Below are 19983 nucleotides of genomic sequence, written 5' to 3'. Positions count from 1 at the left end.
TTCCTTCAAACCCGGGTTTAAACCATCACCGACACGGCCAGCGGCAGAAAGACCGCCGTGGCCACGCCCATCAGACTCATGGCCAGCGCCGCAAAGGCGCCGCACTCTTCGCTTTCTTGCAACGCCACCGAGGTGCCGACGGCGTGGGCAGTCATGCCCAGGGCCATGCCCCGCGCTTCGGGGCTGTGCACGCCCAGGCGTGACAAGTACGCCGGGCCGATCATTGCGCCGATCACACCGGTGATCAGTACAAACACCGCCGCCAGCGCGGCCACGCCGCCGATCTGCTCGGCCACCAGCATGGCAATCGGCGAAGTCACCGATTTGGGCGCCATGGTCATCAGCATCCTGTGTTCGGCACCGAACCACCCGCCCAGCAGCACACACAGGCCGGTCGCCACTACCCCACCTATCACCAGCGTAGTAAAAATCGGCCAGAACAATTGGCGAATCCGCCGCAGGTTCAAATACAGCGGTACGGCCAGCGCCACGGTTGCGGGGCCGAGCAGGATGCCCATGATTTCGGTGCTTTTGCGGTACTCGACATAGGTCAGCCCGCAACTGACCAGCACGCCGATCACCAGCAGCATGGACACCAACACCGGTTGCAGGAAGATCCAGCGGGTTTTCTCGAAGGCCGCCAGCACCAACTGATACGCGCCGAGGGTGATGCCAATGCCGAACAAGGGGTGATGAATAACGGCAGCCCAAGCGCCCTGCCAGTCGAAGGTCATTGGTCCTTTTCCTTGCGCTTGACCATCTGCTGCATCAATACCCCGACAAACCCCATGGCGATCACCAGCGACAACACCAGCGCACCGACGATGGCCCAAAAGTCGGCGGCGATGTCCTTCGCGTACACCATCACGCCCACCGCCGGCGGCACCAGCAGCAACGGCAAGTAACGCAATAAACTGCTGGCAGCCAGGCTCAGGGGCTCGCCGACCTCACCGCGCCAGATCAGAAACCCCAGCATCAGCAGCAAGCCGATGATCGGCCCCGGCAGCACCGGCAACAGCAAATGGTTGATCGCGGTGCCGATCAATTGAAACAACACCAGCCATGTCAGGCCCCGTAACAGCATCCGTTCTCCCCCCTTTTTCGCACGCCCGCATTATAAGCACGCCCACCCTATGCTCCGGCATTCGCCAAAAGCATGGTGGGTTGACCGGGCCAGTTGCCCGTGATGATCTACCATGGATTTCGCACACCTATAAAAACCGATGAAACCAAGGAGAGTCGCAATGCCCTATGTACCTGTAGCGCAGCTCAAAGATTATGTCGGCAAGGAACTGGGACGTTCCGAATGGCTCACCATCGACCAGGCGCGTATCAACCTGTTCGCAGAAGCCACCGGTGATCATCAGTTCATCCACGTCGACCCGGTCAAGGCCGCGCAAACACCGTTCGGCAGCACCATCGCCCACGGTTTCCTGTCGCTGTCGTTGATGCCCAAGCTGATGGAAGACATCCTGATCATGCCCGAAGGCCTGAAGATGGCGGTCAACTATGGCCTGGACAGCGTGCGTTTTATCCAGCCGGTGAAAGTCAATTCCAGGGTGCGCCTGAACGTCACCCTGACTGACGTCACCGAGAAAAAACCTGGCCAATGGCTATTTAAGGCCACCGCCACTCTGGAAATCGACGGTCAGGAAAAACCCGCTTACATCGCCGAGTCGTTGTCACTCTGCTTCGTGTAAGGCCGTGCCTGTGGTGAGGTGATAAACCTTGCCACAGTGTATGTAAATTTATGTATGAATCTCGCAGCTGCGGCATACTCGGCGCTCAATTATCCGGATCCCGCTATGCGCCCACTCGCTCCCCTTGCCCTTGCCCTGTTGCTCACCGCTTGCGGAGACGGCGAATCGCTGTTGCCGCCCGATGCGCGCCTGCCCGATGGCGGCCGCTACCGGGGTGATGTGGTCAACGGTTTGCTGCAAGGCCAGGGCCGCGTGGACTACCCCAACGGCAGTTGGTACGCCGGCCAGTTCGACAAGGGCCAGTGGCACGGCCAGGGCGAATGGCACGGCAGTAACGGCGAAGTCTATAAAGGCCAGTTCCAGCAAGGCCTGTTTGACGGCCAGGGCAGCCTGACCACGGCGGGCAGCAGCTACGTCGGCGGTTTCAAGAATGGCCGGCGCAACGGCGAAGGCACCCTCAAAGAGGGGCAAATGACTTATCGCGGTGAATTCAAGGACGACCAGTACTCCGGCCTGGGTCGTCTGGAATTGGCCGACGGCAGCCAATACCAGGGCCAGTTCGCCCACGGCAAGCCCAATGGCGAAGGCCAGCGCAACGACGACAGCGGCAACCAGTTCAGCGGCCACTTCGTGGATGGCCAACTGGAAGGCAACGGCACGTTCAACAGCGCCGACGGTGACATCTATGTCGGCCAGTTCAAGCAGAACCAGCTCAACGGCAAGGGCCGCTACGAAAACGCCGACGGCGACGTGTGGATCGGCCAGTTCAAGGAAGGTGCACTGAGCGGCAAGGGCGAGTTGATCGGCATTGACGGCAGCCATTATGTCGGCCAGTTCAGCGAGTGGCGTTTCAGTGGCGAAGGCCGCCTGAACCTCACTGACGGCAGCTTCTATATCGGCGGCTTCGACAGCGACAGCTATCAGGGCAAGGGCACTCTCGTATTGACCGATGGCACCGTGCAGGCCGGCACCTGGGTCAACGGCATGCGCGTGCGTGACGCCGACGGCAAGCTGCTGCCAGACCCATTGGAAACCGGAATACTGGCCCAGGGCCGCCTGCTTGATGCCGCCCTCGCCGCCGTGCCTGCATCCACCCCCGCCGTCGAGTTGTACACCCTGGTGCTGGCCGGTGACGGCAAGCAAAGCGTGTTCCTGCGCGAAGCCGATTACGTCAGCAACATGCTCGCCACCCGCTTCGGCGCGCGCGGGCAGATTCGCCTGGTCAACCACCGCGACCATATCGCCGACCGCCCGCTCGCGACCCGCGAAAGCCTGCGCCGCGCCGTGCAAACCCTGGCCGAACGCACCGGCCCGGAAGACCTGGTATTTATCTACCTCACCAGCCATGGCACCCATGAACATGAACTGGTGCTCGACCAGCCGCGCATGGAGCTGGCCGACCTGCCGGCCGATGAGTTGGCGAACGTGCTTGCCCCGTTGAAGAACCGCGACAAGATCATCGTGATATCGGCCTGCTACTCGGGCGGTTTTATCCCGGCCTTGAAAGATGAGCGCACCCTGATCATGACCGCCTCCCGCGCCGATCGTGTGTCTTTCGGCTGCTCCGAGGAAGAGGACTTCACCTACTTCGGCGACGCTCTTTTCGCACAGGCTTTCAACCAAACCGACGATTTACAGCAAGCCTTCAAACTGGCACAGGTACACGTGGCCGAACGCGAACAGGCGGACAACTTCGAAGCCTCCGAACCGCAGATCTGGGCCCCCAAGGGCGTGGTCGCCCATTGGCAACTATTACGTAAACAGCAGGCACGAAAGGCGCTCGAAAGCGTCTCCATGAATAGCAAGGAAGCCAAAGGCAACTAAGCTGTAACGTGTAACAAGGGGGAAACACCATGTACCTGACACCACAACATATCCTGCTTGCCGGCGCCTCTGGCCTGACCGGCGAACACTTGCTCGACCGCCTGCTCAACGAACCCACTGTGACCCGCGTACTGGCGCCCAGCCGCAAGCCTTTGGCGGAACACCCGCACCTGGAAAACCCGGTGGGCGATCCGGCCGTGTTTCTGCCGCAGTTGAGTGGCCAGGTCGATATCGCCTTCTGCTGCCTGGGCACCACGATTAAAAAAGCCGGATCTGAAGCGGCGTTTCGTGCCGTCGACCTGGACATGGTCGTGGCTTTCGCCAAACGTGCGCGGGAAATGGGCGCGCGCCACCTGATCGTAATCAGCGCGATTGGCGCTGACCCGAAATCCTCGGTGTTCTACAACCGTGTCAAAGGCGAAATGGAACAGGCGCTGAGGGCTCAGGACTGGCCGCAACTGACCATCGTGCGGCCTTCTTTGTTGCTCGGGGAACGCTTGGAAACGCGCCTGGCCGAGAAGATCGCCGGGCCGCTGTCGCGCTTGATTCCGGGAAAATACCACGGCATCGAAGTGTGCGAACTGGCCCGCGCGATGTGGCGCCTGGCGCTGGAAGAGCAGGATGGGGTACGGGTGGTGGAGTCGGATGAGTTGCGCAAGCTAGGCAAATAAACGTGCAGTGATTGACCGGGCCTCATCGCAGGCAAGCCAGCTCCCACAGGGGAACGCATTCCAAAGGTGGGAGCTGGCTTGCCTGCGATGGGGCCGGCCCAGGCGCTATAGATCTACAGGCCACCGGTTGCGTTAAACCCCACCCCCAGCACCGTCAATGCTGACAGGGGCAACAGCAAGGTATCGAGCAACGCACTGGCCGGCAGGTCCACATGCGGATAGCTCGGCGCCTCGGCACCAAACCTGTCCTTGGCACAACACCCACCATTGATCGCATACAAATCCAGGCGTGTACCGGCATACACCACCGGCGCACCGGGTTGCGCGGCGTCCAGGGTACGCGCCGTGGCGCAACCCGCCAGTTGCAGCGCCAACAGCACCAGCAGGGCCTTATTCATCGCTGCTCAAATGATGCTCACCCCAACGCGGCAGCATGTCCTGAGGAATGTTCAGCAGGTTGAGAATCCGCGCCACTACAAAATCCACCAGGTCATCGATGGTCTGCGGCTGGTGATAAAAACCGGGCGATGCCGGCAAAATGGTCACGCCCATGTTCGACAACTTGAGCATGTGTTCCAGGTGAATGCTCGAATACGGCGCCTCACGCGGGACCAGGATCAACTGGCGACGCTCTTTCAAGGTCACGTCCGCTGCGCGCTCGATCAGGTTATTGCAGGCGCCCGTCGCAATCGCCGACAGCGTGCCGGTGGAACAGGGCACCACCACCATCGCCGCCGGCGCGCCGGAGCCGGAGGCCACCGGCGACATCCAGTCTTCTTTACCGTAGACCCTGATCTGCCCCGCCGCCGCACCGGTGTACTCGGTGAGGAAGGCTTGCATGGTCTGCACCTTGGCCGGCAAGGCGACGTCGGTTTCGGTGGCCAGCACCAGTTGCGCGGCCTTTGAAATCAGAAAGTGCACCTCGCGCTCCTCGCGCACCAGACAATCGAGCAGGCGCAGGCCATAGGGCGCGCCGGACGCGCCGGTCATCGCCAAGGTGACGCGTTCCGGGCCACTCATTTCAAAGCCTCGGCCAATTTGCCGTGCAGCCCGCCGAAGCCGCCGTTGCTCATCACGACCACGTGAGTGCCAGGCTTGGCCTGTTGTTTGACGAACTCGATGATGCCTTCGATGGAGTCGCAGACCTTGGAAGGCACAGTGCACTGCGCTGCAATCGCTGGCAGATCCCAGCCCAGGTTGGCGGGTGCGTACCACACCACCTGGTCGGCATCATTGACGCTTTCCGGCAGGCCATCGCGGTGCGCGCCGAGCTTCATGGAGTTGGAGCGCGGCTCGACAATCGCAATGATCAGCGCATCCCCGACGCGTTTGCGCAAGCCATCGAGGGTGGTGGCGATGGCCGTCGGGTGGTGGGCAAAGTCGTCGTAGATGGTAACTCCGTTTACGTCGGCGACTTTTTCCATACGGCGTTTCACGCTTTTGAACGCGCTCAAGGCCGCGATGCCCATGGAGGGAACCACGCCGACATGCCGCGCCGCTGCCAGCGTTACCAACGCATTGGCGACATTGTGCTGGCCCGTCATATCCCAGTCGACAATGCCCTGAGCCACGCCTTCGAACAGCACTTCAAACCGGGAGCCGTCTTCGCTGAGTAGTTTGACCTGCCACTGCCCGCCCGCGCCGGTGGTTTGCACCGGGGTCCAGCAGCCCATTTCAATCACGCGTTGCAAAGCGGGCTCGGTGGTCGGATGGATCACCAGACCTTCGCTTGGAATGGTGCGTACCAAATGATGGAACTGGCGCTCGATGGCCGGCAGATCAGGGAAAATGTCGGCGTGATCGTACTCAAGGTTGTTCAGGATCGCCGTGCGCGGGCGGTAATGAACGAACTTGGAGCGCTTGTCGAAGAAAGCGCTGTCGTATTCATCCGCCTCAATCACGAAGAACGGCGTATCACCCAGACGCGCCGACACCGAGAAATTCTGCGGCACGCCGCCGATCAGGAAGCCCGGGCTCATGCCCGCATGCTCCAGCACCCAGGCCAGCATGCTGCTGGTGGTGGTCTTGCCGTGGGTGCCGGCGACGGCCAGTACCCAGCGCCCTTGCAATACATGGTCTGCCAGCCACTGAGGGCCGGACACATAAGGCAGACCTTTGTTGAGCACATACTCGACCGCCGGATTGCCACGCACCATGGCGTTACCGATCACCACCAGATCCGGGACCGGGTCGAATTGCGCAGGGTCGTAGCCTTGGGTCAACTCAATGCCCTGGGCTTGCAGTTGCGTGCTCATGGGCGGGTAAACATTGGCGTCGGAACCGGTGACGTGATGGCCCAGCTCTTTGGCCAGAACCGCCATCGAGCCCATGAAAGTGCCGCAAATACCAAGAATATGAATGTGCATAGTCGACCTCGTAAAACATCGAGGCAGGTTAGCGCAGGGCGTGGGAAATCGCACTCTTTAGGTGGGGCGTTCATGTGTCAGGGCACGATGGCGCGCCCCGTGAACCCGATGGAAAGCGCCGCTGGATACAAGGGGGCGCACGCACCTTCCACTGAATACAGCAGCGCATTTGAAAGGCTATCCATTGCCGGCAGCACTATCCTGACAGTAAAAAGTGAACCTTCATCCTATGCAGCGGTAGCCGTAAGCTTCTCTTTCATTGCGCCCATCAATGCCGTGAGCGCCGCCATTCTTGACTCCATTGCCGTGGCCCGCAGCGTAATATCGTCCTCTGATTTACCGGTTGAAGGCGGCTCAAACGATATACCTACCTTTTTGGCGTCATCGCGAAACGCCGTTTCGATGAACCCAAGCATCTCCTCAAGATTGTCCATGCGTTCATCATTCGTGTTCGCCATCCACGCCACAGAGGGCCCAACATGCGGCTCTGAACGAAGATCTGCCAAGGTATTCGCCAGCAGAAATACACGCTGCATGGTATGCCCCACCAACCGCCCTTCCATGACGCTTTGCTCTGTGGCCGCGACCGGCAGCGGGTTGAGATAGGGTTTGAGAAGTTCGTTTACGGTAGCACCGCCAACTATCGCGGCAAATGTGAAAGGTACTGTGACGGCTGCCGTGATTCCCGCCGTCTTTAAAATGTCCTTGCGCCGGAGGGGGTTTGCCTTCTCGGCCTTCACCAAAGCCTCTGCGCTCTCTTCCAGGGCACTTACAGAAAAAGAGTCAACTTCTTTTCCATCGACTCGGCCCGTCGTCGGCTGGTTAAACAACTTATCCCGGGCTTGTGCATCTTTTTCAGCTTGCCACTTTTTTTGTTGTGCTTCCTTGTAGGCTTTTATCTCCAGAGACTCCGGGGTGCCGGCTTCGGCAACGTCTCCAGGCTGTTTGGTACCGCTTGCGTGCCCTGGCGCATCAAAACCAGTAGGTTTGGAATCGACGGGTTTATGAGCAGAGGCGTCAGCACCGTTTCCCGAATGCGTTCCTGATGCATCCGGGCTCCTTGGAACTTCAATTGTCCTAGGAGGGGGGGGCACATCAACGACTCTATTCCACCCGCCGCTGAACAAATCCCCAAACTTTGAATGTACAGCTGACCGCCTGAATGAATATGAAAATATCATAATGATTTACCTAATGATTAATTGACATTAGAAAGTCATCCCTTACTCTCGTTTATTTCGTGAAAAAAACACCTGAACAGTTCCAATAAAATCAAAAATAACAAAATGGATTTTTGCACGCACACAACGAAACCTGCCGCAAGGTAGTAAAAATATATTCACGCCAATAAAATTATGTGCCAATCGTTGGCAGATCTGTTTTATCCAGCACGTTCGGCTGCGGCCTCAAAGACTCCAGTGCGCTTAAACTACCAAACTGCGCTAACTGCGGGCCAAACGGTGTATTCGTAAGGGCACTGTATGTATACCACCCCCCTTTCCTGAAAATAGCGACGACAGGCGTCAATACGCCGCTCGTTTCCAGTACAGCGGCCCCCTTAACAATGTCACCCTCTTTATAAAACCGTGTTACGTCATAAGATTGATAGTTGCCTTTGAGCCGGGGCAACACCTCATCTGCATGCTGACGTAACAACCTTGCATCTTTGATGCCGGTCACTGTCCCTCGTTTTATGTGCTTCGGGAGATCCAGAGCGTCCGTGACCCCGATAGAAGCGCCAACACCAGCGAAAAATGAACGTCGCAAGGCATTGCCTACTGACTTCCCAGCCTTCAGCGCTTTGCTCCCGGCCGCTGCACCAGGAAGAAGAAAGCCTAATATGTCGAAGCCGATATTAAAAATTGCCCCCGCCACATTTCCGTTGATTGCATCCTTAATACCGTCATAAAAAGGAACCAGCGAAAGGAGAAATTCGTTTATCTTTTGATTCGTCTTTGTCGTCTTTTCTATCGCTGTCTCCCCGGCGGCCTCTGCTTTTAAACCCGCATAATCCTTCGTAAAAAACTGCCCCACCACGTTGGCCAGTGATCCGTTCCTGCCGGAAAAAAAAGCACCCTTCGCGTTGCCGATCGCGCCAGGCGGTTCACGCTCTGTATTGGGTTCGCCAAAGGGCGAAAAGATATTGTAGGTGCCTGGCTCGCGCGTTTTGGAGCGTTTGCCGAAATAGGCACTGTCGTCAAAACTGGCGTTTTCCCCCGGTACACCCTCAGCCTTAACAAGCTTTCCCAGCCCCGGGAAATAACTATAATAATCAACCTGCCCGTCGCGCCCCTGCACTTTCATCAGCAAACCATGACGACCTTTTAAATCTTCCAGCTCCTGCACAGTGGGTTTTCGTGGTACACGCGCGGGAAACAACGAGAGGCCCGGTTCAAGCTCCGTTCCCAGAAAGAGCCGAGACAGTTCCATGAAGCTGACATCTGATTGTTGTAGGCGCTCTCGCTCTGCCGCCGGCAACAAGGAAATCTGATATTTGAACTGTATGGCCCAAGCTTGCGCATGGCTTTTTTTATACGACTCAAACACTTCAGAAAATGTTGAATTAATGCTTGGAGACTTGGATAAACTCCGCTTTATCTCCTCCCACGGAAACACTTTTTTATCTCGTGACACCCACATATCCGGCTCATACGGCTCAGTCATATAGACATCCAGCAGTGACACAACATAACTTTTATCATAAAAGCCCCGCAACGTTTTCGCTGTGGGGTCCAGATCAGGAAAGACTCGCTTCAACTCGGCCAGCGCGAGTTCTTCCCGTGTCGGCACGGGTTTTAACAAATTGACGCGCGCGCCCTCCAACTCTTTTTTCTGTTCTTTCAGCACGCGCAGCGAACGCGCAACATCTTCAGACGTATAAACGTCGTTTGGTTTTTTCTCGATCACGTCATTCGCCAAGCCCCAGGCAATCAGCGGGTTAATCGATGCGATCTCTAACTGGCTCTCCCCTTCAAGAACGATGAGCTGGGCATCCGCGTATTTCATTATTTGGCTGAAGGTCATATTCACCGGCGCGCCGGAGGCTTGTTTCTCTATCAGTGCAACCGCCGTGGAAAAAGATTCCCAAGTGTGAGAGCCAATAACAAGCAAAGGTGGAATATCTTTTGCCAGGAACTCCGGAGCCACCGCAGAGAGCAAGAGTTGCGCGGCAACAGGCGCTGCTTCCACGCCAACCTTATGTTCAAGGTGAGCCGTAAACCGTTTGACGATCTGCGCGGCTGAGGCGCCCGCATTACCTTTTTGATACAGGTTATAGCCCGCCACATTAAAACAAGACTGGCCTGAAGCGGGATCCAGTTCTTGCAAGATCGCGACACTCACACTCTCAATCGCAGTGGTCGGCGATTCAGCCAGATTTAGTTTTTTCCGTATGGTTTCACCCAGCCCCTGTGCCCCGGGGGACCGAATGAGTGCGTCCAATACAGACGCAGGGTTGTTCGCTATCAACTTTCTTGTGGGTTCAGGCAGCGTGCTGATTAGCCTGTGCAACAGGCTGCCGGCCCCGGCACCGGCCTGAGCTTCTGGCACATCGGTTACGGTCTGTGCCTTCCATCGGGTGACCACGCCCCTCATCTTGCGCAGATCGGTGTCACTCAATAATCGAGCAATATGCCTTACCCCTCCAGCGTCCCCCCCGGGTACTCGATGGGCAAGATCAAAAAATAACGCGCTGGCCAGGTCGTGTGCATCCCTGCTGTTGGCAGGTACCGTACACCCCTCACTTTGGAGGTATTGCGCAACACTTACCTGGCGGCGTTGCTCGGTGGCAAACCGATGTGAGCGCAGGTCGATGGGGATCATGACCTGGCTCAGGTCGATGGTCCCTTTTGCATCATCGACCTGGGACCTCAGCGCGGTAATAAGGGCTTGATGGTTAGCGTCATCCCCTAGCCCAGTAATCTGCTTCGTTAACGCCTGCGCTGAGCGCTGCAACGTATAAGCCATGGGTGCAAATTCAAATCGTGTTCCATTCTTCAATTTCTGGCGGTGCAAGCGCGCTTGCGCAGGCGAGAGGTCTATCGGTTCGCCGTAAAATCGCCCCACCGTGTACAGCGGCACCTTTGCCTCCGGCCAGGGGTAACTGAACACCTGCCCAGGCTTCGGCGCGATCACCCTGGCAATCGACAAGAGTGTTCGGGAAACATCGGACCAACCCGAATCGTCCGCCAGGGAAAACGTGTGTGCCTGGCCATTTACCGTGCCGGCCAACGTCCCGCGCGAGGGGTCCAGGGTTAAGCTTCGGGTATCAAGCCCCTGCTCTGCCGCCCAAGCCAGGACCCTGGGGCTTTTGAACGCGCTGTCCAGTTGAGTGCGCCAACGCCCGAGCGTGGACTGAGGTGGAACTTCAACATCAGGCGGCATCATTGAGGTGTGGAAAGAACGTGTGGCCAATGCGACTGCGAAGGGCCTCGCCAACTGAGCGTCCGCCGTTGCACGGGCTTCAGGAGTATCAGCCAAGGCCGCGTCGAGGTTGCTCGTCACCCTTGCATCGCCAAGGGGTGGCGCAACGGCTGGCGCAGAAGACTCGGCTTTCGGCTCAGGCTGTCTTGCCACACTGTTTGAAAGGATTGGTGCTGCATTGGAACCCAAAATACCCGTCATTTAACCGCCTCGCACGTCAATCAGACAAAACCTCTGTTCATGCACTGAGTGGCGAAACGATCCATAAATGACGCAGCCGACGCTGCTGATCTATTCCCAAATATGTCAGTAGGGAACCTCTGAAAACGACCAGCCGATTTGAAAAAATGTCCGCCCCCCCATCGTCAGCTTTTCACTAGCACTTTATATAAAAGCCTACAGATAGACTGCATTGCTTAACCACGACGCATGAAAACCAACCGACTTAATAGTTCGTACCCTGCATATGAAAAACCAGACTTTTCTACAGGTAGCGCGATGAGTAATGCGCCAATCAAGCCAACAAGTGCGACTGGTTGCAGGCTTGCGCAACCGCTCACAAAGCGTACCGCGAACAACCCTCGCAGGCTCAGTCGTTCAGCGCATGTAACAACATGATTGAATCAAGACATCAAACAGCAACTACGCTGATACGCCAAGCAACGCCTGAACCCGTACAAGCGCCTTACGTACTTCATCGACTCTTTTCTCAATCGCCTCCACCCGCTCCATCAAACTGCTGTTGCTCCAATCGCCATGCGCACGTGGATTATAAGGTTTGCAATAAACCTGGTACGCATCTGCTATAAGAACAGTGTGATCCTCAAGTTTCTCAAGAGCCGTTTCCAGCTTATCCAAGTACTCCAGAGGTTCCGCACACTTTATACAGATCGGTTCCTCATGGCCCGAGACTAATGCCAGGATTAACTTATCCAGCTCAGTCATGCTCCGCGAACTGGCGTCAAGGCGGGATAGGAGGGACGGATCAAAAATTCCCGGCACCGACGGCAACTCCGGTACTGCCACCTCACCAGGATCAAATCTGGTGGCCTGTACAGGCAAACGCGCATAGTGCGTTTTTAAGGCATTCTCCGCAAAGGAGATGGCTGAAAAAACGCCAACGTCAATGGCCGTCGAACTTGCGGTTTGTATAATCTGGGTCATGAACGGTGAGTACGACCTGGGTACAAAACCTTTTAACGGTGCCCCGTAAGGGGTTTGGGTGGAAACGTCAAACGCATACCATAGATCGTTCTGCTTTACAGCCGTGACCCGAGCACCATCTGCATTAGCCCCCCAGGGCCGGTAAATCCCCTCGGCAATACTATCTGTACTCCGTAATAAAGGGGGCTCGAAACTACCGTAGTGCCCACTTAGAGGCCGTAGCTTTTTAAAACCCGCCTTGCTTAGATTAAAAACACCACGCCCCACATCATAAACACCTGCAAGAGGGTTAATCATCTGGGCACTCGTTTTGCCAAACCCCTTGAGAAAACCCAATGCCGAGCCCATCCCGGATTTAACAACCGCTTTGGCCCCTTGGATACCCCCTTTCAATGCAGGCGTCAAAAAACCAAACACGTCCAGCACTGCATAAAAAAAACCCTCCGTGGGCTTACCATCAATGAAACTCTTAACCGCACTGTAGAAAGGAATAAATCCTAGAAAAAACTCATTGACGACTTCTGCAGTACGTCTTTCAATTTCTATCTCGGTCATGCCATTAGCCGCTACTTTCACTTCTTCCAAACCCCGCGTGAAATAAGCAGAGACAGCGTTCGCCAGCTCATTTGACTTAGACGAGGTAAAGGTTTCAAGCGGCTTGGTGGAATGCGGCCCAGGCGTTCCAGCTTGCAACGATTTGGAGGGGTAAATGGAGAACGCCGCAAAGTCAATCGGGTCTTTTTTCGGCCAGGGAGTACCTAGCGGTTGCCACAAAATTGTGACAGCAGGCTCTTTGCCAGCAGGCGAATCGGGTAGAGACATGGAAAAATACAAGCGGCTGCCCGGAAGCTGCAAACCAGGCCGGGAAGGATCAGCATCCTTGATAATTCGCCCCTGCGCGGGCGAGTACAGATAGTGGCAAACTTTCCCGTCAAGATCCGCTCTGATCAATACCGCGCCGCTGTCTACATAAGGGTGAATTTTATGAGAAGAGCTGACAGGTCCTTGATTCCGATTGGGATGTACAAGAGAGAAAGTCGTGACCTTGCCATACTCAATCAATCTCCGGTCCTCAGCCGGGAGTGACGATAGTTGATACTTGAACTGTGCAGTGAACGCCTCTTTCAGCCCCTTGGTATACTCATCAAACTTTTCAACAAACTGACTTTTGATATTTTTCAATGCCGAAAAACCAAGATTGACTTTAACGGTATTGAATTCAGGGTCACTGGATATCCAGAAATGCTTGCCCAGCTCGCCGGACATGTAAATGTCCAACAACGAATACGACTTCCGGCCAGGAGAGCCCGGAACAATATCCCCCAGCAATTTTTGCGTAAAAAAACGCTCATTTTCAGCCCCATACACCCTCCTCAGCTCCTCAAGCGCCAATTCTCGGCGAGTGGGCACTGGTGTGTTCAGAGCCGTAACAGAGTCAGCGAGGGTGGTATGCAGTGTTTGCATGGCATCGACGGCACGCCCAATGCTCTCGAAGGTATAGTCATCATCGCTATTTTCAAGAATGATGCCGTTGGCAATGCCCCAGTCGGTAACGGCTTGCATTTGCGCGTATTGCCGTTGGAGCTTCTCTGTGACTGAAACAGGCGCCTGCTCATCACGCGCCATGATCGCCGAATAATTCATTGATGCCGCAGACCCTGGCTGGCTGGCGTCAATACGTGCGACTGCGGCACTGAAAGTCGCCCATTGATGAGAGCCGTACACCAGCGATGCGGGTAATTTTTTTACCAGAAACTCGGGGGCTGAAACCGACAACAATAAGAAGGCAATGGTTTTGGCGCTGGCCACGCCAAATCTTGTGGCGAGATGGTCTTCGAAGCGCTTGGCTATTTCAGCGGCGCTGTAGCCCCAATTACCCTGCTGGCGCAGCGAGTATCCAGCCAGGTTATTGCGCTGTTGTTCTGAGCCGTAACCTGCGTCCAATAATAAAGCACTGAGCAGGACATCCTGCAGACTGGATGCTGTCGGAACTACGTCGATGCTGTCCTGGAGTAAAGCAGCCAATGCCTGACCCTCTGATGAGACGAGGATGGCCTGGAGTGCTTTTTCAGGCTCGCTGTTAGCCGGCCTTGAATACTCGGGAAGGGTACGCAGCAGAAGCTCAATCAAGCTCCGCGTGCCGGGAATATCACCTGGACCCGTCTGTTGTTGACGTGCTTTCCAGGCATCAACTGCCAAACGTAGTTTGGTCTGGTCTTCAACGTTCATCGGTATGGCTTTAGTGAGCAACCCACCGTAGTCGAACCCACTGGAAGATGGGGCGTGCGCTTCGCGAGGATGCCTGCTCGAAGGCATTCCAACACTCCACGGGTCTAAAGAGTGCTCACCTATTAGTTTATTTTTTTTTGGCGGTGTCAGCGAACCATCAAATATTATACTTTCTGAAAAACTTAATCGTGCGGGGGTATTAATGTTCATAGAAAACTACCACACCACCTGCACATAATCAGGCAATGTTCTGGATAAAGCCTGTCACCGTTATTCCCTTCAGCGTCAGGCTTAGCGCCGATACCTGTCGATACTGTTCGCCCTATCGACCCATGGCCATTAAGAACACCCTGTAAAATTCATGCACTCACTATCAAACAATAGTGTTTTTCCACGTCAAACTCATTCAGTTTCAGGTATACGCAACGCCATCTCTTTCAAGATAGAAGCCTGTGCTTTATGCACTGCAGCAATCCTCTTATCGACGGCTCCAAGTCGCACTTCCACCCCGTCAAGACCCTCAGCCGCTTTTTGGTCGCCCAGATAAGGTTTGAAGAAAACTTCGTATTCGTTGGCAACCTCTTTAGTGTGTTCTTCGGCATGTGCCAACAAATTTTCAAGTTGATTAATACGCGCCAGCGGGTCTTTTGGCCAATATTGATCCGGCAATAACGCCGAGCCCGTATCCCCGAATTTGAGCACCATCGACTGATTGGTGACCGTGAAGGCAGTGACCTGAGCCTCGTCCAGTCGCGGGTACAGTTTTTCCACGCCAGTTGCTGGCTCACTCGGCGCGCTCTCTACCAATGGCTTAGCACCAGGTGCCGCAGTAACCAGTGGTGCGGGCAAATACGAAGCTTTGATTTTTTCCGCTGAAGCTGTAGAACCCGCATAAGCCGCGATATTCAGCGGCGCGGATATCACCCCTGTGATTGCTGAGCTGATTGCCGCATCGCGCGCAATATTTGCCGCAGACGGCGCCACAGGAATGATACCCGCCTTAACCATACTGTGGGCATCAGCCATGCGGGCCACTGCTTCGGGAATCGTCAATGTTGGCGTGGGCGCAGGCGGCGGGACCTTGCCTTGCCATTGTGCGATACCCGCTGTGATTTTCGGTGGAAACAACTGGGGGTGAGGTTCGTTATTGCCCTTGACTGCGCTGGTCAGATCCAGTGCCACTCGGCCATTTTTATCAAGCGGCCGTCCAATCTTATCAACCAGATACCCTTCCCTGTTGACCAGTTTTCCATCTCTGTCAACCAGTTGCCCTTTAACGTCCACCAATCGCCCTGCGCTATTCACCAAGCGGCCGTTCTCATCAACAAGATGATTAGCATCATTGACCAGCTTGCCATGAGTATTGACTAATTGGCCCTTATCATTAATCAATTTACCCTTGTCATTTATCGCATGACCTTGCTTATTAACCAGCTGGCCCTGCGCGTTGATTCTCTGGTTATTCGCATTGATCAAGTAACCTTTCGCATCAACCGCTTGCCCCTTGTTATTGAGCAACTGCCCTTGCTTGTTAATCAATTTACCTGCGCCATTATAACTACTGCCTGCGGGCGCATAATCAGGTAACTTTTTGGGTGCCTGCACGGTGGGCGTCGCGGGGTGTTTATTGTGTGTAATTGTAGAAAAAGAAGGCGCTTTAATTGGCATAGATACCTCACAACTAGTGAATTTTAGAGACCTATAGAAATCATCAGATTTCTATTCACTAGGTGGCCACCCCCACTCAATTCGTTCCTTAAAAAAGTTCTATATACCTCTTTATAAACAGCCTGCAACAACATCGAAAAATTAATTAAGGAGTTATTGCAAATAGGCATTTAATTTTATATTTGCGACATTTCCTATAGAGCGTATTTCGACTTATACCCAACTGCTTCGCGGTGCGTGTCATATGCCAATGACATTGCTCCAATGCCACCAGTAAAGCTTGGCGCTCAGCCTCTTCAAGGGGGAGCCCGCCGTTTTTTGAAGCAGGGGCATGACGTAACATTACGGGCAAATCCTGCCACCCAATCTGCCCGTCATCACTGAGCGCCACTAAAGTACGCAGTACCGTACGCAGTTGACGGACGTTACCCGGCCAGGCATGGGCCAGTAATGCCCGGCGTGCCACGGGTTCGAGACGGATCGATTGCTCACCCGCTTCTTGCGACAACAGCAAATCCAACAATTGCGCCTTATCCCTGCGCTCGCGCAATGCCGGCAAGGCCACCTCCAGGCCATTAAGCCGGTAATACAAGTCTTCACGGAAAAGACCGTCCTGCACACGCTCCTGCAGGTTGCGGTGAGTCGCGCTGATAATTCTGACGTTCACAGCCAAGGGCTCACCACCGATGGGGACCACCTGGCGATCTTCGAGCACTCTTAACAGACGGGTTTGCAGCGCCAGGGGCATATCGCCGATTTCATCGAGAAACAGTGTGCCTCCATCAGCCTGTTGCAGCTTGCCCTGCATGCCTTCCTTACGGGCCCCCGTAAAACTGCCGCCGCGATAACCAAACAACTCACTCTCGATCAGGCTTTCCGGAATGGCACCGCAGTTAAGCGCGACAAACGCCTTGCCAGCACGCTGGCTGGCCTGGTGTACAGCCTTGGCAAACGCTTCTTTACCGCTACCGGTCTCGCCACTGACCAGCAGCGGGACATCACGTTCGAAGACCTTCAAGGCCTTGCGAAAATCATTTTGCAGGGCCGGATCGTCCAGACAGATTCCCGGCAAACGTGGCGCTTCAGGCTTGACCAACGGTGGCGGCACACCTCGCGGCTGCCCCCGCAGTGCGGCAAATAAAGGCCGGCCATCACGGGTACGCAATGGCCAGCTGGCCGTGGCATTTGCACTGGCACGGCCGAGCAATTGGTCGAGGGAACAGTCAAAAAATGCTTCCACCGGCTGCCCCAGCAACCCTGCACGCACCTGCCCCAGCAGGTTCAGCGCGCTCTGGTTGACCGCGCAGATACGGCCCTCGCCATCAAACGCCAGCAACCCTTCGCTGAACATCCCCACAGACTCCGCCTGCAGGTGAAAACGCAGCAGCCAATGGTGTTCAAAATGGCGCAGGAAGTAACAGCTTTCGATCATCTTCGCCGACAGGTTCACCAACGCCATGGTGTGGAACTGGCTCTGGCGTGACACGGCTTCGCGCGCCGAAGACACATCGAGTACCGCGAGCAGCTCGCCATGGGGGTCGAACACCGGGCTGGCTGAGCAGGTCAGCCCGGTGTGGCGGCCACGAAAATGTTCATCACGGTGAATGGTCAGGGACTGACGCTCCACCAGGCAGGTGCCGATGCCGTTGGTGCCTTCGCACGCCTCACTCCAGTCGGCGCCGAGCCATAAACCGGCGCGTTCGAAAATCTTGCGCTCGGACGGCGCCGTGACACAGTTGAGGATCACCCCGCGCGCGTCGGTCAACAACACCGCGTGACCAGCGCCCGAAAGCTGCTGATGCAAGCTGTTCATCTCGCTGCCGGCGATGTGCAGCACTTGTTGCAGGCGCTCGCGGCTTTCCAGCAAGCGGCCGTGTTCAAGCACGGTGGGGGCGATGCTCAAGGCTGGGTCGAGGTGATAGTCCTCCAGGCAGCGCAGCCAGGAGCGAGCGATAGACGGATCGCTGGACGGGTCGCGGCCATGGGCCACGGTCAGAACTTGCTGGGCATGGCGACTGAAATGATCGTTGTGCATTTCTTATTATTCTCCCTGCGTGAGAACGGCCAGCATCCCCCGGCATTCCGACCATTGCAACCCTGGGGCGACCCGCCGGTCATGGGCTGTACCGTTTATGGCACAAACTGTCACCCACCCTGTGCCAACCCTGCTACAGCAACGCGTTGCAACACAGCTAACCCCCCTGATTTAGCAGGCCCGCACGCACTGGCCCGACCTTTGCTCTACGCTTTATCAAGCGCAATATCGCTGTACTCCAATAAACATAAAAGTCAGGAGATACCCACCATGCGTTACGCACACCCCGGTACTGAAGGCGCCATCGTTTCGTTCAAGGCCAAGTACGGCAACTTCATCGGCGGCGAATTCGTTGCGCCGGTCGATGGCAACTATTTCACCAACACCTCGCCGGTCAACGGCAAAGCGATTGCTGAATTCCCGCGCTCCACGGCCAAAGATATCGACAAGGCCCTCGACGCTGCCCACGCCGCCGCTGACGCCTGGGGCAAAACCTCGGCCCAGGACCGCTCGCTGGTGCTGCTGAAAATCGCCGACCGTATCGAACAGAACCTCGAACTGCTGGCCATCACCGAAACCTGGGACAACGGCAAGGCCGTGCGTGAAACCCTCAACGCCGACATCCCCCTGGCCGCCGACCATTTCCGCTACTTCGCCGGTTGCATCCGCGCCCAGGAAGGCACCAGCGCCGAAATCAATGAACACACCGCGTCCTATCACTTCCACGAGCCGCTGGGCGTGGTCGGCCAGATCATCCCGTGGAACTTCCCCCTGCTGATGGCCGCGTGGAAAATCGCGCCAGCCCTGGCGGCTGGCAACTGCGTGGTGCTCAAGCCCGCCGAGCAAACCCCGCTGGGCATCAACGTGCTGATGGAGCTGATCGGCGACCTGCTGCCGCCGGGCGTGCTGAACGTGGTGCACGGTTTCGGTAAAGAAGCCGGTGAGGCCCTGGCCACCAGCAAGCGCATCGCCAAAATCGCTTTCACCGGCTCGACCCCGGTGGGATCGCACATCATGCACGCGGCGGCCGAGAACATTATTCCGTCCACTGTTGAGCTGGGTGGCAAGTCGCCGAACATCTTCTTCGCCGACATCATGAAAGCCGAGCCGTCGTTCATCGAGAAAGCGGCCGAAGGTTTGGTGCTGGCGTTCTTTAACCAAGGCGAAGTGTGCACCTGCCCATCGCGCGCACTGGTGGAAGAGTCGATCTACGACGACTTCATGAAAGTGGTGATGAAGAAAATCGAGCAGATCAAACGTGGCGACCCGCTGGACACCGACACCATGGTCGGCGCCCAAGCGTCCGAGCAGCAGTTCGACAAGATCCTTTCCTACCTGGAAATCGCCAAAGGCGAAGGCGCGCAACTGCTGACCGGCGGCAAGGTTGAGCAGCTCACCGGCGACATGGCCGGCGGCTATTACATCCAGCCGACCCTGCTCAAGGGCACCAACGAAATGCGCGTGTTCCAGGAAGAAATCTTCGGCCCGGTGGTGAGCATCACCACCTTCAAGGACGAAGCCGAAGCCCTGGCGATCGCCAACGACACCGAGTTCGGCCTCGGCGCCGGCGTGTGGACCCGCGACATCAACCGTGCTTACCGCATGGGCCGCGCGATCAAGGCGGGCCGTGTGTGGACCAACTGCTACCACCTGTACCCGGCGCATGCCGCGTTCGGCGGTTACAAGAAATCCGGCGTGGGCCGTGAGACGCACAAGATGATGTTGGACCATTACCAGCAGACCAAAAACCTGCTGGTGAGCTACGATATCAATCCGTTGGGCTTTTTCTAACTGACAACCGCTCCCACAGTTGAAATGCCATCAACTGTGGGAGCGGGCTTGCTCGCGAAAGCGGTGAGTCAGTCAATTCATCACTTACTGACCTACCGCTTTCGCGAGCAAGC

At 56.3% G+C, this 19983-nt stretch carries 14 protein-coding genes; 4 read left to right on the top strand and 10 right to left on the bottom strand.

Translation table 11 applies throughout. From position 1 onward, the window contains the following. Window positions 1-17: 17 nt before the first annotated feature. Window positions 18-734 (bottom strand): LrgB family protein, encoded by a 717-nt coding sequence (locus tag AB4P94_RS10105; RefSeq protein ID WP_395610398.1) that lies wholly within the window; start codon window positions 732-734, stop codon window positions 18-20. Beyond that, complete coding sequence (locus AB4P94_RS10100) at window positions 731-1084, bottom strand: CidA/LrgA family protein (protein ID WP_094951239.1); 354 nt, start codon at window positions 1082-1084, stop codon at window positions 731-733. The genes AB4P94_RS10105 and AB4P94_RS10100 overlap by 4 nt, the downstream gene beginning before the upstream one ends. 160 nt (window positions 1085-1244) lie before the next feature. Between AB4P94_RS10100 and AB4P94_RS10095 the strand changes: the two genes are divergently transcribed. The 3 genes from AB4P94_RS10095 to AB4P94_RS10085 all read left to right on the top strand — a co-directional run bounded on the left by AB4P94_RS10095 (window position 1245) and on the right by AB4P94_RS10085 (window position 4195). Continuing rightward, window positions 1245-1700 carry a MaoC family dehydratase gene (locus AB4P94_RS10095; protein WP_016973926.1) on the top strand — a complete coding sequence of 152 codons (456 nt, stop codon included), beginning with the start codon at window positions 1245-1247 and terminating at the stop codon, window positions 1698-1700. Between the two features lie 105 nt (window positions 1701-1805). Continuing rightward, window positions 1806-3524: a C13 family peptidase gene (locus AB4P94_RS10090; protein WP_395610397.1), complete on the top strand. Its 1719-nt coding sequence runs from the start codon at window positions 1806-1808 to the stop codon at window positions 3522-3524. A 29-nt stretch (window positions 3525-3553) separates the two neighbouring features. Beyond that, a complete protein-coding gene (locus AB4P94_RS10085) occupies window positions 3554-4195 on the top strand; it encodes an oxidoreductase (RefSeq protein ID WP_395610396.1) in 642 nt (213 codons plus the stop codon). A 113-nt stretch (window positions 4196-4308) separates the two neighbouring features. Here the strand turns inward: AB4P94_RS10085 and AB4P94_RS10080 are convergent, their stop codons facing one another. The 8 genes from AB4P94_RS10080 to AB4P94_RS10045 all read right to left on the bottom strand — a co-directional run bounded on the left by AB4P94_RS10080 (window position 4309) and on the right by AB4P94_RS10045 (window position 18079). Continuing rightward, a complete protein-coding gene (locus AB4P94_RS10080) occupies window positions 4309-4593 on the bottom strand; it encodes a YceK/YidQ family lipoprotein (protein WP_395610395.1) in 285 nt (94 codons plus the stop codon). Beyond that, complete coding sequence (gene ubiX, locus AB4P94_RS10075) at window positions 4586-5215, bottom strand: flavin prenyltransferase UbiX (RefSeq protein WP_395610394.1); 630 nt, start codon at window positions 5213-5215, stop codon at window positions 4586-4588. Before ubiX ends, AB4P94_RS10080 begins: the two co-directional genes overlap by 8 nt. Further along, entirely contained in the window at window positions 5212-6561 is a 1350-nt protein-coding gene (gene mpl, locus AB4P94_RS10070; RefSeq protein WP_395610393.1) for a UDP-N-acetylmuramate:L-alanyl-gamma-D-glutamyl-meso-diaminopimelate ligase, read from the bottom strand. Before mpl ends, ubiX begins: the two co-directional genes overlap by 4 nt. A gap of 227 nt (window positions 6562-6788) precedes the next feature. Beyond that, window positions 6789-7655 (bottom strand): hypothetical protein, encoded by an 867-nt coding sequence (locus AB4P94_RS10065; protein WP_395610392.1) that lies wholly within the window; start codon window positions 7653-7655, stop codon window positions 6789-6791. Between the two features lie 259 nt (window positions 7656-7914). Beyond that, complete coding sequence (locus AB4P94_RS10060; RefSeq protein WP_395610391.1) at window positions 7915-11184, bottom strand: hypothetical protein; 3270 nt, start codon at window positions 11182-11184, stop codon at window positions 7915-7917. Between the two features lie 441 nt (window positions 11185-11625). Then, complete coding sequence (locus AB4P94_RS10055; RefSeq protein WP_395610390.1) at window positions 11626-14586, bottom strand: hypothetical protein; 2961 nt, start codon at window positions 14584-14586, stop codon at window positions 11626-11628. Between the two features lie 192 nt (window positions 14587-14778). Beyond that, complete coding sequence (locus AB4P94_RS10050) at window positions 14779-16044, bottom strand: hypothetical protein (RefSeq protein WP_395610389.1); 1266 nt, start codon at window positions 16042-16044, stop codon at window positions 14779-14781. 145 nt (window positions 16045-16189) lie between these two features. Beyond that, window positions 16190-18079, bottom strand: a complete 1890-nt coding sequence (locus AB4P94_RS10045) for a sigma-54-dependent Fis family transcriptional regulator (RefSeq protein ID WP_395610388.1) — start codon at window positions 18077-18079, stop codon at window positions 16190-16192. A gap of 270 nt (window positions 18080-18349) precedes the next feature. On the opposite strand from AB4P94_RS10045, the gene AB4P94_RS10040 reads away from it, so the two are divergent. Further along, on the top strand, window positions 18350-19870 hold the full coding sequence (locus AB4P94_RS10040) for an aldehyde dehydrogenase family protein (RefSeq protein WP_395610387.1): 1521 nt from the start codon (window positions 18350-18352) through the stop codon (window positions 19868-19870). Window positions 19871-19983 lie beyond the last annotated feature (113 nt).

This window comes from Pseudomonas sp. B22129, assembly GCF_044218875.1.
Lineage (GTDB): Bacteria > Pseudomonadota > Gammaproteobacteria > Pseudomonadales > Pseudomonadaceae > Aquipseudomonas.
The sequence above is the reverse complement of the archived record's forward strand: the minus strand, read 5'-3'. Positions and strand labels throughout refer to the sequence as shown.

What these genes read in the sequence shown, in the direction of transcription:
- AB4P94_RS10105 (WP_395610398.1), bottom strand. Translation starts at nt 734, where the DNA reads ATGACCTTCGACTGGCAGGGCGCTTGGGCTGCCGTTATTCATCACCCC.
- AB4P94_RS10100 (WP_094951239.1), bottom strand. Translation starts at nt 1,084, where the DNA reads ATGCTGTTACGGGGCCTGACATGGCTGGTGTTGTTTCAATTGATCGGC.
- AB4P94_RS10095 (WP_016973926.1), top strand. Translation starts at nt 1,245, where the DNA reads ATGCCCTATGTACCTGTAGCGCAGCTCAAAGATTATGTCGGCAAGGAA.
- AB4P94_RS10090 (WP_395610397.1), top strand. Translation starts at nt 1,806, where the DNA reads ATGCGCCCACTCGCTCCCCTTGCCCTTGCCCTGTTGCTCACCGCTTGC.
- AB4P94_RS10085 (WP_395610396.1), top strand. Translation starts at nt 3,554, where the DNA reads ATGTACCTGACACCACAACATATCCTGCTTGCCGGCGCCTCTGGCCTG.
- AB4P94_RS10080 (WP_395610395.1), bottom strand. Translation starts at nt 4,593, where the DNA reads ATGAATAAGGCCCTGCTGGTGCTGTTGGCGCTGCAACTGGCGGGTTGC.
- ubiX (WP_395610394.1), bottom strand. Translation starts at nt 5,215, where the DNA reads ATGAGTGGCCCGGAACGCGTCACCTTGGCGATGACCGGCGCGTCCGGC.
- mpl (WP_395610393.1), bottom strand. Translation starts at nt 6,561, where the DNA reads ATGCACATTCATATTCTTGGTATTTGCGGCACTTTCATGGGCTCGATG.
- AB4P94_RS10060 (WP_395610391.1), bottom strand. Translation starts at nt 11,184, where the DNA reads ATGACGGGTATTTTGGGTTCCAATGCAGCACCAATCCTTTCAAACAGT.
- AB4P94_RS10055 (WP_395610390.1), bottom strand. Translation starts at nt 14,586, where the DNA reads ATGAACATTAATACCCCCGCACGATTAAGTTTTTCAGAAAGTATAATA.
- AB4P94_RS10050 (WP_395610389.1), bottom strand. Translation starts at nt 16,044, where the DNA reads ATGCCAATTAAAGCGCCTTCTTTTTCTACAATTACACACAATAAACAC.
- AB4P94_RS10045 (WP_395610388.1), bottom strand. Translation starts at nt 18,079, where the DNA reads ATGCACAACGATCATTTCAGTCGCCATGCCCAGCAAGTTCTGACCGTG.
- AB4P94_RS10040 (WP_395610387.1), top strand. Translation starts at nt 18,350, where the DNA reads ATGCGTTACGCACACCCCGGTACTGAAGGCGCCATCGTTTCGTTCAAG.